Origin of the sequence: Stenotrophomonas sp. MH181796 (assembly GCF_009659995.1) — a bacterium.
GTDB lineage: Bacteria > Pseudomonadota > Gammaproteobacteria > Xanthomonadales > Xanthomonadaceae > Stenotrophomonas > Stenotrophomonas riyadhensis.
In genome coordinates this window covers 95,454-110,293 of sequence record NZ_RAHU01000001.1, presented here as the reverse complement: position 1 = coordinate 110,293, position 14,840 = coordinate 95,454, and the positions used below count along the sequence as shown (strand labels likewise).

At 67.3% G+C, this 14,840-nt stretch carries 12 protein-coding genes; 2 read left to right on the top strand and 10 right to left on the bottom strand.

Annotation, left to right across the window (positions count from 1 at the left end; all coding sequences use genetic code 11):
• Positions 1–165: 165 nt before the first annotated feature.
• Positions 166–1,071, bottom strand: coding sequence for a LysR family transcriptional regulator (locus D5301_RS00500; protein ID WP_153854475.1), 906 nt, complete (start codon positions 1,069–1,071; stop codon positions 166–168).
• A 117-nt stretch (positions 1,072–1,188) separates the two neighbouring features.
• Here D5301_RS00500 and D5301_RS00495 point away from each other — a divergent pair, with 117 nt between their 5' ends.
• Positions 1,189–1,962: an SDR family oxidoreductase gene (locus D5301_RS00495; RefSeq protein WP_153854474.1), complete on the top strand. Its 774-nt coding sequence runs from the start codon at positions 1,189–1,191 to the stop codon at positions 1,960–1,962.
• Between the two features lie 107 nt (positions 1,963–2,069).
• Here D5301_RS00495 and leuB read toward each other — a convergent pair whose 3' ends face one another.
• From leuB to ilvC, 9 genes are all read right to left on the bottom strand, one after another.
• On the bottom strand, positions 2,070–3,131 hold the full coding sequence (gene leuB, locus D5301_RS00490) for a 3-isopropylmalate dehydrogenase (RefSeq protein ID WP_110713571.1): 1,062 nt from the start codon (positions 3,129–3,131) through the stop codon (positions 2,070–2,072).
• On the bottom strand, positions 3,121–3,699 hold the full coding sequence (gene leuD, locus D5301_RS00485) for a 3-isopropylmalate dehydratase small subunit (RefSeq protein ID WP_005410953.1): 579 nt from the start codon (positions 3,697–3,699) through the stop codon (positions 3,121–3,123). The genes leuB and leuD overlap by 11 nt, the downstream gene beginning before the upstream one ends.
• Positions 3,699–5,117: a 3-isopropylmalate dehydratase large subunit gene (gene leuC / locus D5301_RS00480; RefSeq protein ID WP_153854473.1), complete on the bottom strand. Its 1,419-nt coding sequence runs from the start codon at positions 5,115–5,117 to the stop codon at positions 3,699–3,701. Before leuC ends, leuD begins: the two co-directional genes overlap by 1 nt.
• A gap of 60 nt (positions 5,118–5,177) precedes the next feature.
• Complete coding sequence (locus D5301_RS00475; protein WP_153854472.1) at positions 5,178–5,957, bottom strand: class I SAM-dependent methyltransferase; 780 nt, start codon at positions 5,955–5,957, stop codon at positions 5,178–5,180.
• Positions 5,958–5,967: 10 nt separating this feature from the next.
• The gene (locus D5301_RS00470; RefSeq protein ID WP_071228154.1) at positions 5,968–7,554 is read right to left on the bottom strand and encodes a 2-isopropylmalate synthase; all 1,587 of its coding nucleotides are present in this window, start codon (positions 7,552–7,554) and stop codon (positions 5,968–5,970) included.
• A complete protein-coding gene (locus D5301_RS00465; RefSeq protein WP_153854471.1) occupies positions 7,551–8,642 on the bottom strand; it encodes a threonine dehydratase in 1,092 nt (363 codons plus the stop codon). Before D5301_RS00465 ends, D5301_RS00470 begins: the two co-directional genes overlap by 4 nt.
• 96 nt (positions 8,643–8,738) lie before the next feature.
• Positions 8,739–8,990 carry an ACT domain-containing protein gene (locus tag D5301_RS00460; protein WP_014038403.1) on the bottom strand — a complete coding sequence of 84 codons (252 nt, stop codon included), beginning with the start codon at positions 8,988–8,990 and terminating at the stop codon, positions 8,739–8,741.
• Positions 8,974–10,710 carry an acetolactate synthase 2 catalytic subunit gene (gene ilvG, locus D5301_RS00455; protein ID WP_110713562.1) on the bottom strand — a complete coding sequence of 579 codons (1,737 nt, stop codon included), beginning with the start codon at positions 10,708–10,710 and terminating at the stop codon, positions 8,974–8,976. The genes D5301_RS00460 and ilvG overlap by 17 nt, the downstream gene beginning before the upstream one ends.
• Before the next feature lie 39 nt (positions 10,711–10,749).
• Positions 10,750–11,724 carry a ketol-acid reductoisomerase gene (gene ilvC, locus D5301_RS00450; protein ID WP_110713561.1) on the bottom strand — a complete coding sequence of 325 codons (975 nt, stop codon included), beginning with the start codon at positions 11,722–11,724 and terminating at the stop codon, positions 10,750–10,752.
• Between the two features lie 685 nt (positions 11,725–12,409).
• Between ilvC and ggt the strand changes: the two genes are divergently transcribed.
• A complete protein-coding gene (gene ggt, locus D5301_RS00445; RefSeq protein WP_324187238.1) occupies positions 12,410–14,128 on the top strand; it encodes a gamma-glutamyltransferase in 1,719 nt (572 codons plus the stop codon).
• The last annotated feature ends 712 nt before the right edge of the window (positions 14,129–14,840 follow it).

The window sequence follows — 14,840 nt, the reverse complement described above, 5'->3', positions numbered from 1 at the left end:
TCCACGCATGGCGTGGATCTACCGCGGTGCGCCTGGTGGGTGCCAACCTTGGTCGGCACTGATGCATGCATCCACGCATGGCGTGGATTTACCGCAGCGGGTCTTGGCCCTGGTAGGTGCCAACCTTGGTTGGCACTGATGCACGCATCCACGCATGGCGCCGATCTACTGCAGCTGCAGGCCGTTCCGCAGCACCGGCAGCAGCCATTCGATGAACACCTGCACGCGTTGCGCGCGGTGTTGCCGGTGCGGCTGCAGCAGGGTCACCGGTAACGGCTGCGCCACGTACTGCGGCATCACCTCCACCAATGCGCCTGACTGCAGTTCAGCCTGTACGTCGTAGCGCGGAATCTGCAGCAGCCCCAGTCCGGCCACGCAGCAGGCGATCGAGGCCTCGGCACTGTTGACCCGCACCCAGCCGGGCATCGGCAACGTGCGCAGCTGGCTGCCGTCCTGCCACTCCCACGCTTCCACCCGCGCTGTCGTCGGCGATGCATAGTTCACCGCGCGGTGCTGCTGCAGGTCGGCAGGATGCTGCGGTACGCCATGCTCGCGCAGGTAGGCCGGCGCGGCGACGTTGACGAAGTCGAGCTGTCCCAGCGTGCGCGCGACCAGGCTGGAGTCACCCAGCTGCCCGACCCGCAGGACCGCATCACAGCCGTCTTCGATCAGGTTCACCGCGCGGTCGGTCATGCCCAGGTCCACTTCCACCTGTGGATGGCGAGCGAAGAAATCCGGCAGCGCAGGGGCGAGGATGCGGCGGCCGATGCGGCTGGGCACGTCGATCTTCAGCAGGCCCACCGGCTGTGCGTCATCCTGTCGGAACAACGATTCGGCGTCTTCAACCTCTGCGATCAGTCGCAGGCAGCGGGCATGGAACACGTCGCCGTCGTGGGTGGTGGAGACCCGCCGGGTCGAGCGCTGCAGCAGGCGGGTGCCGAGCCGCTGCTCCAGCTCCGCAATGGCCGCCGAGACGGTGGAGCGGGGCAGGCCGAGCTGGTCGGCGGCGCGGGTGAAGCTGGCGCACTCCACCACCCGGGTGAAGATGCGGAAGCGATCGATCCGGTCCATTGTTCGTTGGCTCTGGAAAGTTAAGTCAATGTGGCGGGCTTTATCCGCTTTTTCTGCACGATATCGTCGTCAGGGCAGGGTTGCCACCCCGGGCAGCCCCCTCCCGAGACAAACGCCATGACCGACCATTCCCTCAAGGGCAAGACCGTGCTGATCGCCGGTGGCGCCAAGAACCTCGGCGGACTGATCGCCCGCGACTTCGCCAGCCAGGGCGCCAAAGCCATCGTCATCCACTACAACAGCGCCGCCACCCAGGCCGATGCAGAGGCGACCGTCGCCGCCGTGCAGGCCGCTGGCAGCACGGCGGTGGCGCTGCAGGGCGACCTGACGTCGGCCGCAGCGATGGAGCGCCTGTTCGCCGATGCCGTGGCTGCAGTCGGTCGCCCTGACATCGCGATCAATACGGTCGGCAAGGTACTGAAGAAGCCGCTGCTTGAGATCAGTGAAGCCGAGTACGACGAGATGAGTGCGGTCAATGCCAAGGCTGCGTTCTTCTTCCTGAAGGAGGCCGGCCGCCACGTCAACGACGGTGGCCGCATCTGCACGCTGGTCACCTCGCTGCTGGGGGCGTTCACCCCGTTCTATTCCAGCTATGCAGGCACCAAGGCACCGGTCGAGCATTTCACCCGCGCGGCGTCCAAGGAGTTCGGTGAGCGTGGCATCTCGGTGACCGCGATCGGCCCGGGTCCGATGGACACGCCGTTCTTCTATCCCGCCGAGAGTTCCGACGCGCAGGCGTATCACAAGACCGCAGCCGCACTGTCGGCGTTCACCCGTACCGGACTGACCGACATCGCCGACATCGTGCCGTGGATCCGCTTCCTGGTCACCGACGGCTGGTGGATGACCGGGCAGACGATTCTGGTCAATGGTGGGTACACCACCAAGTAACGCAGCCACGCAGGGCGTGGCCGCGAGGTCCCTGTAGAGTCGAGCCATGCTCGACTCAGGCAACAGCAGTCGAGCATGGCTCGACTCTACAAGTGTTGCCGGATAGGTCAGCCCAGCTTCGCCAGCACCGCATCCGTGGCGGCTGCGGTACTCACTGCCGTTCCCTTCGCCGCGAGGTCGGCGGTGAACACGCCGTCGTCCAGCACGGCGTGCACGGCGGCTTCCACCGCGGCGGCTTCGGCTTCCAGCCCCAGCGAATGGCGCAGCAGCATCGCCGCACTGAAGATCGTTGCGTAGGGATTGGCGATGCCCTTGCCGGCGATGTCCGGGGCCGAACCGTGGATCGGCTCGTAGATGCCGACCGCACCGGGCTCGCCCAGCGAGGCCGACGGCAGCAGGCCGAGCGAGCCGGCCAGCATCGAGGCTTCGTCGGTGAGGATGTCACCGAACATGTTCTCGGTGACGATCACGTCGTACTCGCGCGGCTTGGCCAGCAGGTGCATCGCCATCGAATCGACCAGCTGGTGTTCCAGCGCCACGTCCGGGAACTCCTCGCGGCCGATGCGCGCGGCCACGTCACGCCACAGGCGCGAGGTTTCCAGCACGTTGGCCTTGTCCACCGAGGTGACCTTGCCGCGACGCTGTTGCGCCAGGCGGAACGCACTGCGCAGCACGCGTTCGATCTCGGCCACGGTATAGCGGCACAGGTCGCTGGCGCTGTCGGCATCGCGGGTCTTGTCGCCGAAGTAGATGCCGCCGGTCAGTTCACGCACCACCACGAAGTCCACCCCCTGCAGCAGCTCGGCCTTGATCGGCGAGGCGTGCAGGGCGGCTTCATGGGTACGCACCGGGCGCAGGTTGGCATACAGCCCCAGCGCCTTGCGGATCGCCAGCAGGCCCTGCTCCGGGCGCACCTTGGCGTTCGGGTCGGACCACTTCGGGCCACCGACCGCGCCCAGCAGCACCGCGTTCGCGGCCTGGCAGGCCGCCAGGGTCGACGCCGGCAGCGGTTCACCGTGGCGGTCGATGGCGATGCCACCGATGTCGTGCTCGCTGAAGGTGAAGGTGTGGTTGAAGCGTTCGGCGACGGTCTTCAGGACCGCAACCGCGGCGGCGGCGACTTCCGGGCCGATGCCATCACCGGGCAGGACAACAATTTCAGCGTGCATGCTCACTCTCGTAACGTTCAATTTCAGGGACACGGCCCAACAGATACCCCAACTGGTCGACACCTTCCAGCAGGCAGGTCTGCGAGAAGCCATCCAGCGGGAAGGAATAGACGCGACCATCGGGCGTGCGCAGTTCGCGCGCGGCCACGTCGATGGTCAGCTCGTCGTCCGGGCGCTGCATCAGCGCCTGCACATCGGCCTCGTCCAGCACGATCGGCAACAGGCCGTTCTTCAGCGAGTTGCCGCGGAAGATGTCGGCGATCTCGCTGCTGACGATGGCGCGCAGGCCGAGGTCGGTCAGCGCCCACGGTGCATGCTCGCGCGAGGAACCGCAGCCGAAGTTGCGGCCGGCCAGCAGGATGCTGCGGCCGGCGTTGTGTGGCTGGTTGAAGGCGAAGTCGGCGACCGGCGAACCATCGGCCTGCCAGCGCCAGTCATTGAACGCGTTGCGGCCCAGGCCGGCGCGCTCGGTGGTGGACAGGAACCGCGCCGGGATGATCTGGTCGGTGTCGATGTTGGTCTGGCGCAGCACCACGCTGGCCGAGGTCAGGGTACGGAAACCGGCCATCACGCCACCTCCTGTGCGAACAGTTCGCGGGTATCGGCAACGTGCCCGTTCACCGCGGCCCACGCCGCGCTCATCGGCGAGGCCAGCAGCGTGCGCGAACCGGGGCCCTGGCGCCCCTCGAAATTGCGGTTGCTGGTGCTCACGGCCAGCTGGCCGGGTGCGACCAGATCGCCATTCATGGCAATGCACATCGAACAGCCCGGCTCGCGCCATTCGGCACCGGCCGCGCGCACGATCTCATGGATGCCTTCGGCCTCGGCCTCGCGCTTGACGATCTCCGAGCCTGGCACCACCAGCATGCGCACCCGCTCGGCGACGCGGCGACCGCGCAGCACCTGCGCCACTTCGCGCATGTCGCTCAGGCGGCCGTTGGTGCACGAGCCGACGAACACCACGTCCACCGGTGTTCCGGCCAGCGCCTTGCCGGCCTGGAAATGCATGTAGTCCAGGCCTTTCTGTGCGGCAGCATCGTTGGCCGCCGGAATCGGCGCATCCACTGCGATGGCGGTGCCCGGATGGGTGCCCCAGGTCAGGGTCGGGCGGATATCGGCAGCGTCGATGTGCACTTCACTGTCGAAACGCGCGCCCTCATCGCTGCGCAGCTGCTGCCAGCGCGCCACGGCAGCGTCGAAGTCGGCGCCCTTGGGACCACGTGGGGTCGCGGCGACGAAGTCGAAGGTGACCTGGTCCGGCGCCACCATACCGGCGCGTGCGCCGGCCTCGATCGACATGTTGCACAGGGTCATGCGCTGTTCCATGTCCATCGCTTCGATGGTGCTGCCACGGAATTCGATCACGTGGCCGGTGCCTCCGTTGACGCCGATCACGCCGATGATGTGCAGGACCACGTCCTTGGCGCCAACGCCGGGAGCCAGCGGCCCATCAACAGTGATCGCCAGCGTCTTCGCCTTGCGCTGCAGCAGGCACTGCGTGGCCAGCACGTGGCCGACTTCACTGGTACCGATGCCGAACGCCATCGAGCCGAAGGCCCCGTGGGTGGAGGTGTGGCTGTCGCCACAGACGATGGTCATGCCCGGCTGGGTGAAGCCTTGTTCCGGCGCGATCACGTGGACGATGCCGCGATTGTCCGAGGCCATGTCGAACAGCTCGATGCCGTGCTCGGCGCAGTTGCGTGCCAGCGTGGCGACCTGGGCTTCGGAGGCGGCGCTGGCATAGGGCAGCGTGCCATCGGCGGCAGCCGGCAGGGTCGGCGTGGAGTGGTCCATCGTCGCCTTGGTGCGATCCGGGCGGCGTGGCGACAGGCCGCGCTCGCGCAGTTCGGTGAACGCCTGCGGCGAGGTCACCTCGTGGATCAGGTGCAGGTCGATGTACAGCACGGCGGGCGCGCTGTCGGATTCGGGAACCACCACGTGGGCGTCCCACAGTTTGTCGTACAGGGTGCGGGGTGCGGAAGTCATGCGTGTGCCTGGCAGAAGTACGAAGGTGCGGACATCAGGAAAGATAGCGAAAAGGTCATGTCAGCGACGGCGGGCGAGCACCCGCAGCCGCACGTAGTCGGCCAGCGGCTGGCCGGCGGCATTGCGCGGCAGCTCGGCCAGCAATGCGGTGGCGGCCTCGCGCACGGTGGCGCGTGCCTCGACCGGCAGGTCGTCCAGCAGCGGCGCAGCGAATACCCGCAGCCAGCCGGCCACGCCGGTCGGCAGTGCGGTTGGGCGCGGCGTGCACTCGATCAGTTGAACCTGGAAACCATGCTGGCGCAGGCGGTCGGCATAGGCATCGACAGTGGGGAAGTACCACTGGAAGGCACTGGCGCCGTGGCCGTGGGCCACGCGCGCGGCCTGCACCGCCGCGATGATGGTGGCCACGTTGCCATGGCCGCCGAATTCGGCGACGAAGCGGCCACCGGGGCGCAGCGCGCGGCGCACGCCTTCCAGCACGCGGTCCGGGGTGCCCATCCAGTGCAGCGCCGCATTGCTGAACACCGCATCGAACTCGGCGTTGAAGGTCAGTGCGTGGCCATCCATCACCTGCGCATCGACGCCGCGCGCACGCGCGGCGATCACCAGTTCTGGTGAGGCATCCACACCGTGGATGTGCGCGCCGCTCAGCGCCAGCTCGGTGCTGAGCACGCCATCGCCACAGCCCAGGTCGAGGATGCGTTCACCGGCGCGCGGGTCGAGCAGGCGCGATACAGCGCCGCCGAGCAGCGGCACGAAGCCGGCGTCGATCGCATAATCCTGGGCGTTCCACTGCTGGCCAGCGGCGCTGGTCGAGGTGGGGGTGTCGAAGGCGCTCATGGCGGGGTCCTCAGGCGGTGGCGGGGGTGGCAACGTCGGTGTTGCTGTGGGCGGCAGCCTGGCGCTGGCGCAGCAGGCGGTTGGCAACATCCAGCCAGGCCAGTGCGGAGGCTTCGATGATGTCCTTGCTGGTGCCGGTGCCGTCGTACTCCACGCCCTCGTGGCGCACGCTCAGATTGGCTTCGCCGCGCGCGTCGGCGCCGATGCCGACGCTGTGCACGTGGTAGCTGTCCAGCATCAGCTGCACGCCGGTAGCGGCCGACAGCGCGCCGAACAGCGCATCGACCGGGCCATCGCCCTGCGCGGTCTCGGCCACGCGGTTGCCGTCCGGGTCGGACAGTTCCACCAGCGCATTGGCGCGGCTGCCGACATCGCTGATGGTCATCGACGCCAGGCGGTAGCCCTGCGCGTTGGAGCCGCCCTGCATCAAGGTTTGCAGGTCGGCATCGGTGACCACGCGCTGCTGTTCGCACAGACCCTTGAACTGCTCGAACACCAGCTTCAGTTCGTCTTCGTCCAGCCAGAAGCCCAGCGCACGCAAGCGCGCTTCGACGGCGGCGCGGCCACTGTGGCGGCCCAGCACCATCTGCGAATCTTCCCAGCCCACGTCTTCCGGACGCATGATTTCGTAGGTGCCGCGGTGGCGCAGCATGCCGTGCTGGTGGATGCCCGATTCGTGGGCGAAGGCATTGGCGCCCACGATGGCCTTGTTGCGCTGTACCGGCATGCCGACCAGGCGCTGCAGCAGCTGCGAGGTGCCGACGATGCGCGGGGTGTTGATCGAACTGTCCTGCTCGTAGAAGGCCTGGCGCACCTTCAGCACCATCGCGATCTCTTCCAGCGAGCAGTTGCCGGCGCGCTCGCCGATGCCGTTGATGGTGCATTCGACCTGGCGCGCGCCGCCTTCGATGGCGGCCAGCGAGTTGGCCACGGCCAGGCCCAGGTCGTTGTGGCAGTGCGCACTGAAGATCACGTTGGCGGAATTCGGTACGTCGGCGACGCCGGCGATGACCTGCTGGAACATCGCGCGGATCTCTTCCGGCGTGGTGAAGCCGACGGTGTCGGGCAGGTTGATGGTGGTGGCGCCGGCAGCAATGGCCACGCGCGCGACTTCGATCAGGTAGTCCAGCTCGGTGCGGGTGGCATCTTCGGCCGAGAATTCGACATCGTCGATGTAGGAGCGGGCCAGCGAGACGTGCTTGCGTACCGACTCCAGTACCTGCTCGCGGGTCATCCGCAGCTTGTGCTCGCGGTGCAGCGGGCTGGTCGACAGGAACACGTGCAGGCGCGGGTTGGCAGCGGCCTCCAGCGCACGTGCCGAGGTTTCGATGTCGGCCTGCAGGCAGCGCGACAGCACCGCCAGGGTCAGGCTCGGACGGCGCAGTTCGCGGCCGATCAGTGCCATCGCCTCGCGGTCGGACTGCGAGCTGGCCGGGAAGCCGGTCTCGATGATGTCCACGCCCAGTTCGTCCAGCGCACGCGCCATCACCAGTTTCTGCGGCGGGCTCATGCTGCAGCCGGGGGACTGCTCGCCGTCACGCAGGGTGGTGTCGAAGATGCGGATGCGCGGGGTGGTAATTCGTTCGATGGTGGTCACAGGGAAATCTCCTCGACAGCGGGTGCGACGGCTTGCAGGGGGGAAGGGGAAGAGGTGGGGGAAGCGGTGGCGCTGGCCTTGGCGGGCGAGCGCGGGGTTTCACTGCGCCGTCGCCGCGGTTTGCGTGGCGGGCGCGGGCGGATGTCGGTGAGCAGGCCGGCCAGGACACCGGCATCGATGTTGCCGCCGGAGACCACCGCGCACTTGCGGCGGCCGGCGACGCGGCGGCCGGCCGCCAGCGCCAGCGCACCAGCGCCCTCGGCGATGATGTGTTCTTCCAGTGCCAGCCGCACCAGGGTTTCGCGCAGTTCGGCCTCGCGCACGATCACCACATCATCCAGCAGCGAGGCGCACAGGCGGCGGGTCAGGAAGCCGGGAATCTTCACCCGCACGCCGTCGGCCAGCGAGGCAACGGGGGCGATCCCGCGCACGTCGCCACGGATCGCACGCGCCATCGAATCGACACCTTCCACCTGCGCGCCAACGACGCGGACGCCCTGCGATTTCAGCGCCAGCGCAACGCCGGAGGCCAGGCCGCCGCCGCCGATCGGCACGATCACCACGTCCGGCGCGTGCGCGGCCAGCTCGATGCCGACCGTGCCCTGGCCGGCGATCACGTCGGCATCGTCGAACGCGGACAGGAAGCGGTAGCCGTGGCGTTGTGCCAGTTCGACCGCGAAGGCGTAGGCCTCGTCATAGCTGTTGCCGTGCTGGCGCACGGTCGCGCCCCAGTGGGCGACGCCGGCGATCTTGGTGGCCGGTGCGCCGTGCGGCATCACGGTGATGGCCGGCACGTCCAGGCGGTAGGCCGCCCACGCCACGCCCTGGGCATGGTTGCCGGCCGAAGCGCAGATCACTGGCCGGGTATCGCCGCGCTCGCGGCCGGCCAGCAGCGCGTTCAACGCGCCGCGCACCTTGTAGGACCCGGTGCGCTGCAGGTTCTCCAGCTTCAGCCAGGTGCCGAAGCGCTCGGCATGGTGCAGCGGGGTGGGCGGCAGGAAGCGGCGCAGACGAGCCTGCGCCGCCAGTACGTCGGCGACGCTTACGTCGCCGACATCGCTTTCCTGGCTGGTGTCAGCGACCGGCATGGGCCACCAGCGCAGTGCAGAAGACCGCCGCATGCGGGCACGGGCGGCGAAGAAGACGCCTCCGTACCGGCACCGTGGTCGCTACGGTACGGGTGTTCATACGGATGCTCCTTCCACGGCGGTGACCTGCACGGACACGCAGTCGTAGATCTTCTCGATCTGCCGGCACAGCGTTTCCGCCGGACGCTGGCCATCCACCACCAGCTGCAGGTGCCAGCGGCCATCGTCGGCGGCCACTGGCGCACCGCTGATCGCGCGCGGCGCGAAGCCACGGCGTTCGGCCATGCCGATCACGCGCAGCAGCGCGCCTTCGGCCGGGTGCAGCACCAGGTCAAGCCGGTATTGCATTGGGGGTCTCCTGGCGGGCGTGGGCGGGATTGCTTTCCAGCATCGTGCTGTTGGCGGTGTTCGGCGGCACCAGCGGCCACACGTTGGCGCGCGCATCGATGGCCACGTGTAGCAGTGCCGGTCCCGGTTCGGCCAGCAGCGCGGCCAGCCCGCCTTCGACGTCATCACGTGCGTCGATGCGGGTCGCGGCGATGCCGAACACCTGCGCCAGCGCCACGAAGTCCGGGTTGTCGGACAGGTCGATCTCGCTGTAACGCTCGGCGAAGAACAGCTCCTGCCACTGCCGCACCATGCCCAGCGAACTGTTGTCCAGCAGCACGATCTTCACCGGCAGGCGGCAACGCGCGATGGTGGCCAGCTCCTGCACGTTCATCATGAAGCTGCCGTCGCCGGAGACCAGCACCACGGTGCGATCGGGGCAGGCGAACTGCGCACCCATCGCGGCCGGCAGGCCGAAGCCCATGGTGCCCAGCGCGCCACTGGTCAGGTGGTTGCGCGGGTGGTTGAAGCGGCAGTGCTGTGCCACCCACATCTGATGCTGGCCGACATCGCAGGCGATCACCGCATCGGCCGGTGCCAGTTCGCTCAGGCGCTTCAGCATGGCCGGTGCGTAGATGTGCTGGCCCGGCGCGTCGTAGCGTGCGGCGAAGCGATCGCGATGCTGCGCGCAACGCTTGCGCCATGCGTCCTGGTGGGCCTTGGGGGAGGGGAAGGCCGCACGCAGGGCGCGGATGGCATGGCCGACATTGCCAGCCACGGCGACATCGGCGCTGCGCAGCTTGGAGATCTCATACGCGTCCGCATCGATGTGGACGACGCGGGCGAACGGTGCGAACTCGGCCAGCTTGCCGGTGGCGCGGTCATCGAAACGCGCCCCCAGCACCAGCAGCAGGTCGCTTTCCTGCACCGCCATGTTGGCCGCGCGGGTGCCGTGCATGCCCAGCATGCCCAGCGACTGCGGGTGGTTGGCCGGCAGCGCGCCCAGCCCACGCAGGGTCATCACGGTGGGGATGGCACTGGCCTCGACGAAGTCGCGCAGGTCCTGCACCGCATCGCCCAGCGCGATGCCGCCACCGGCGTAGACCACCGGCTTTTCGGCGGCTGCCAGTGCGGCGATGGCCTCGGCGATGGCGGCTTCGGCCGGGGCAGGCGGCGGCTCGACGCTGCTTGGCACGTGCGCCGGCAGATGACTGGCATCGGCCAGCTGCACGTCCTTGGGCAGGTCGATCAGCACCGGGCCGGGCCGGCCTTCGCGGGCGATGCGGAACGCATCGGCGACCACGCGCGGCAGGTCATCGACGCTGCGCACCAGCCAGCTGTGCTTGACGATCGGCAGGGTCAGGCCGAACACATCCAGTTCCTGGAAGGCGTCGGTGCCCAGCAGCGGCGTGGCGACCTGGCCGGTGATGCAGACCATCGGCACCGAATCCAGCATCGCGTCGGCGATGCCGGTGACCAGGTTGGAGGCGCCCGGGCCGGAGGTGGCCACGCAGACCCCCACCTGGTTGCTGGCGCGGGCGAAGCCGTTGGCGGCCAGTGCCGCGCCCTGCTCATGGCGGACCAGGATGTGCTTCAGCGACGAATCCACCAGCGCGTCGTAGAACGGCATGATGGTGCCGCCGGGATAGCCGAACAGCGTGCGGACGCCCTCGGCCTCCAGCGCCTGGGTCAGCCAGCGCGCGCCGTTGGGCGGCGCGCTGCGATGTGTGGAAGAGTTCATGGGGGAACCTTGCAAAGCGGGTGGGGGAGGGCCGCGTGGTTACGCGGCCTGTCCTTGCAACCAGACCATCTTGGCGCGCAGTTCCTTGCCCACCTTCTCGATCGGGTGCTCCAGGTCGGCCTGCTTGAACCTGTTGTAGTTCGGCAGGCCCGCTTCGTACTCGGCCACCCAGTTCTTGGTGAAGGTGCCGTCCTGGATGTCCTTCAGCACTTCCTTCATGCGCGCCTTGGTGCCGGCGTCGATCACCCGCGGGCCGCTGACGTAGTCGCCGTACTGCGCGGTCTCGGAGATGAACTCCAACATGCGCGAGATGCCGCCTTCGTAGAACAGGTCCACGATCAGCTTCAGTTCGTGCAGCACTTCGTAATAGGCGATCTCCGGCTGGTAGCCGGCTTCGACCAGGGTCTCGAAACCGGCCTGCACCAGCGCCGAGGCGCCACCGCACAGCACGGCCTGTTCGCCGAACAGGTCGGTCTCGGTCTCTTCCTTGAAGGTGGTCTGGATCAGGTTGGCGCGGGCGCCGCCGAGGCCGGCCGCGTAGGCCTGCGCGTGCTGCGCGGCCTTGCCGCTGACATCCTGGTAGACCGCCCAGATGCACGGTACGCCGCGCCCGATCTCGTACTCACGACGCACCAGCGCACCCGGGCCCTTCGGCGCAACCAGCACCACGTCCAGGTCGGCGCGCGGCTCGATCATGCCGTAGTGCACGTTCAGGCCATGCGCGAACAGCAGGCAGGCGCCCTGCTTCATGTTCGGCGCCAGCACGTCGTTGTAGAGCTTCTTCTGCACCATGTCCGGGGTCAGCACGGCGACCAGGTCGGCATCCTTCACCGCATCGGCGGGCGCGATCACGGTGAAGCCATCGGCCTGGGCCTTGGCTTCGGTCGGGCCGCCCGGACGCAGGCCTACCACCACGTCGAAGCCGGATTCGCGCAGGTTCAGTGCGTGGGCGCGGCCCTGGCTGCCGTAGCCGATGACGGCGATCTTGGTCTGGGGCAGGTCGTTGGTGCTCATGGGGGAGGTTCCTTGCGGTGGGAAGAAAAAAGAACGGCCGGTCGTCGAGGTGACGTGCCGGCCGGTCAGGGGAAAGCGGTGGAGGAGGCGCCACGCGTTGCACAGGCACAGCCACCACGAGGCGTCGCGGTGGTGCAGGTCCGGGTTGTGCGATCGGCGTTGGTCATGGTGGTTGCGTCTGAAACCAGGTCCTGAAATGAAAAAACCCGCACCGGGGCGGGTGCGGGTTTTTGAAGAGTTCCGGTGTGTTTGTTGCTTACACGCTGGCTCGTCCCGCACCTGTTGGTTGGGTAATAAGTACGAGCACAAGAATCGAACGCAGCGAGGCGGCGCCGGTGTCGGCGGCTTCGATGTGGATTCGCGGTGGCGTGTTGTGATGCAACATGTGATCGAGAGGAACACAACCGTTTCGACGATGTCAACCCTCGCGACGGAATTTTTATCGGTTTCCGCTGCATCCAGCGCAATCGCTTGTGGCACAAGGATGGTTGCCGCTGAAAGTGTTTCGGTGAACCCGAATTCACTCCTTTCAGGTCGGCTTCTGCGCGGAATCCAGCGGATTTTCGCCTTGTTGGGTGCGGACCTCCGCACCCACCCCAGGATCAACGTCCATGACCTCTGCCCGATACCGCGTGAAGGCCGCAGCGGCGAAGATCGGGGACCACCCTTCCATCGGAACCCGACCGTGTCCCGACGCCTTGCCCGTTCCCTGCTCGCTGCCGCCGTGCTGGCTGCCGTGCCCGCGCTGTCCTTTGCCGCCGACCGCATCACCGGCCACGCCTTCGCTACCCGTTCGGAGGTGATCGCCCCGCATGCGATGGCCGCCACCTCGCAGCCACTGGCCACCCAGATCGCGCTGGACGTGATGAAGGGCGGTGGCTCGGCGGTGGACGCGGCGATCGCCGCCAACGCCGCGCTTGGCCTGATGGAGCCGACCGGCAACGGCATCGGCGGCGACCTGTTCGCCATCGTCTGGGACCCGAAGACGCAGAAGCTCTACGGCTACAACGGCTCGGGCCGCTCGCCGAAGTCGCTCACCCTGGCCGAGTTCCAGCGCCGTGGCCTGAAGGACATCCCGGCCACCGGTCCACTGCCGGTGTCGGTACCGGGCGCTGTCGACGGCTGGTTCGCACTGCACGACCGCTTCGGCCGCAAGCCGATGGCGGACAACCTGGCACCGGCCATCCGTTACGCCCGCGAGGGTCACCCGGTGGCTGAGGTGATCGCCTACTACTGGGACCGCTCGGTGCCCAAGCTGTCGCAGTATCCGGGGTTCAAGGAACAGTTCACGATCAACGGCCACGCCCCGCGCAAGGGTGAGATGTGGAAGAACCCGAATCTGGCCAGTACGCTGCAGAAGATCGCCGACGGCGGCCGTGATGCCTTCTACAAGGGCGATATCGCCCGCACCATCGGCGACTATTTCAAGGCCAACGGTGGCTACCTGAGCTACCAGGACATGGCTGACCACCACGGTGAGTGGGTCGAACCGGTCAGCAGCAACTACCGTGGCTACGACGTGTGGGAGCTGCCGCCGAACAGCCAGGGCATCGCCGCGCTGCAGATCCTCAACGTGCTGGAAGGCTACGACTTCTCGAAGATTCCCTTCGGTTCACCGGAGCATGTGCACCTGTTCGTTGAAGCGAAGAAGCTGGCCTTCGCCGATCGCGCGCGCTTCTATGCCGACATGGCGTTCCAGCCGGCGCCGGTGCAGAAGCTGATTTCCAAGGAGTACGCCGCGCAGCGCCGTGCACTGATCTCGATGGACAAGGCGTTGAAGGAAGTGCAGCCGGGCACGCCGAAGCAGCTGGAGGAGGGCGACACGATCTACATGACCGTGGCCGACGCCGACGGCATGATGGTGTCGCTGATCCAGTCCAACTACCGCGGCATGGGCAGCGGCATGGCACCGCCGGGGCTGGGCTTCATCCTGCAGGATCGTGGCGAGATGTTCGTGCTGCAGAAGAACCATCCCAACGGCTATGCACCGGGCAAGCGTCCGTTCCAGACGATCATCCCGGCGTTCATCACCAAGGGCGGCAAGCCGTATGCCAGCTTCGGCGTGATGGGCGGCGCGATGCAGCCGCAGGGCCACGCGCAGATCGTGATGAACCTGGTGGATTTCGGCATGAACCTGCAGGAAGCCGGAGATGCGCCGCGCATCCAGCACGAAGGCTCGACTGAACCGACGGGTCAGGCCACGGCGATGACCGATGGCGGCGAAGTGAATCTGGAAACCGGCTTCCCGTATGAAACGGTGCGTGCGTTGATGCGCAAGGGGCATCGCATCGTGTTCGCCGATGGTCCGTATGGTGGGTACCAGGCGATCATGCGTGATCCCGAGACCGGGGTGTACTACGGTGCATCGGAGAGCCGCAAGGATGGGCAGGCGGCGGGGTATTGAGGTTTCCCGGCCACCGGGCTGAGCCCCCTCTGCGGTGATGGTTCAGCGATGCTTGGCTTGGCCGGGCGGGTGGATTGTCTGGGGGACGCCGTGAATACGTCCCTGTAGGCTCGGTCGCCGCATCCATGCGGCTCACGCCCCCAGCCAACCCACCCGCCCGGCCACGGACAGTTTCCGTGTCCGTCACCGCAGGAAAAGAAAAAAGAAGAGCAAGAGCAAAGGCAACAGCAACAGCAACAGCAACAGCCGCGTGCTGTGGGTTGGGGTCGGATCCGTTTTCCACAGGAAAACGGATCCGACCCCTTCCTGTTTTCCGATACACCTCATCCACGCATGGCGTGGATCTACTGCCGTCACCGGGAAATTGTCGGAGGCGGGGAGGGGGCCGATGGCGGGACCGTCCACGGCATGGATGCCGTGGCNCACGGACAGTTTCCGTGTCCGTCACCGCAGGAAAAGAAAAAAGAAGAGCAAGAGCAAAGGCAACAGCAACAGCAACAGCAACAGCCGCGTGCTGTGGGTTGGGGTCGGATCCGTTTTCCACAGGAAAACGGATCCGACCCCTTCCTGTTTTCCGATACACCTCATCCACGCATGGCGTGGATCTACTGCCGTCACCGGGAAATTGTCGGAGGCGGGGAGGGGGCCGATGGCGGGACCGTCCACGGCATGGATGCCGTGGCCGAGCCTACAGGGACGTACTTGCGGCGTG

Bases quoted from the DNA above. Each gene is read 5' to 3' on its own strand.
- D5301_RS00460 (WP_014038403.1), bottom strand. From the start codon at position 8,990: ATGCAATACCGGCTTGACCTGGTGCTGCACCCGGCCGAAGGCGCGCTG.
- leuC (WP_153854473.1), bottom strand. From the start codon at position 5,117: ATGACTTCCGCACCCCGCACCCTGTACGACAAACTGTGGGACGCCCAC.
- D5301_RS00500 (WP_153854475.1), bottom strand. From the start codon at position 1,071: ATGGACCGGATCGATCGCTTCCGCATCTTCACCCGGGTGGTGGAGTGC.
- ilvC (WP_110713561.1), bottom strand. From the start codon at position 11,724: ATGAGCACCAACGACCTGCCCCAGACCAAGATCGCCGTCATCGGCTAC.
- ilvG (WP_110713562.1), bottom strand. From the start codon at position 10,710: ATGAACTCTTCCACACATCGCAGCGCGCCGCCCAACGGCGCGCGCTGG.
- D5301_RS00475 (WP_153854472.1), bottom strand. From the start codon at position 5,957: ATGAGCGCCTTCGACACCCCCACCTCGACCAGCGCCGCTGGCCAGCAG.
- leuB (WP_110713571.1), bottom strand. From the start codon at position 3,131: ATGCACGCTGAAATTGTTGTCCTGCCCGGTGATGGCATCGGCCCGGAA.
- D5301_RS00495 (WP_153854474.1), top strand. From the start codon at position 1,189: ATGACCGACCATTCCCTCAAGGGCAAGACCGTGCTGATCGCCGGTGGC.
- D5301_RS00465 (WP_153854471.1), bottom strand. From the start codon at position 8,642: ATGCCGGTCGCTGACACCAGCCAGGAAAGCGATGTCGGCGACGTAAGC.
- leuD (WP_005410953.1), bottom strand. From the start codon at position 3,699: ATGGCCGGTTTCCGTACCCTGACCTCGGCCAGCGTGGTGCTGCGCCAG.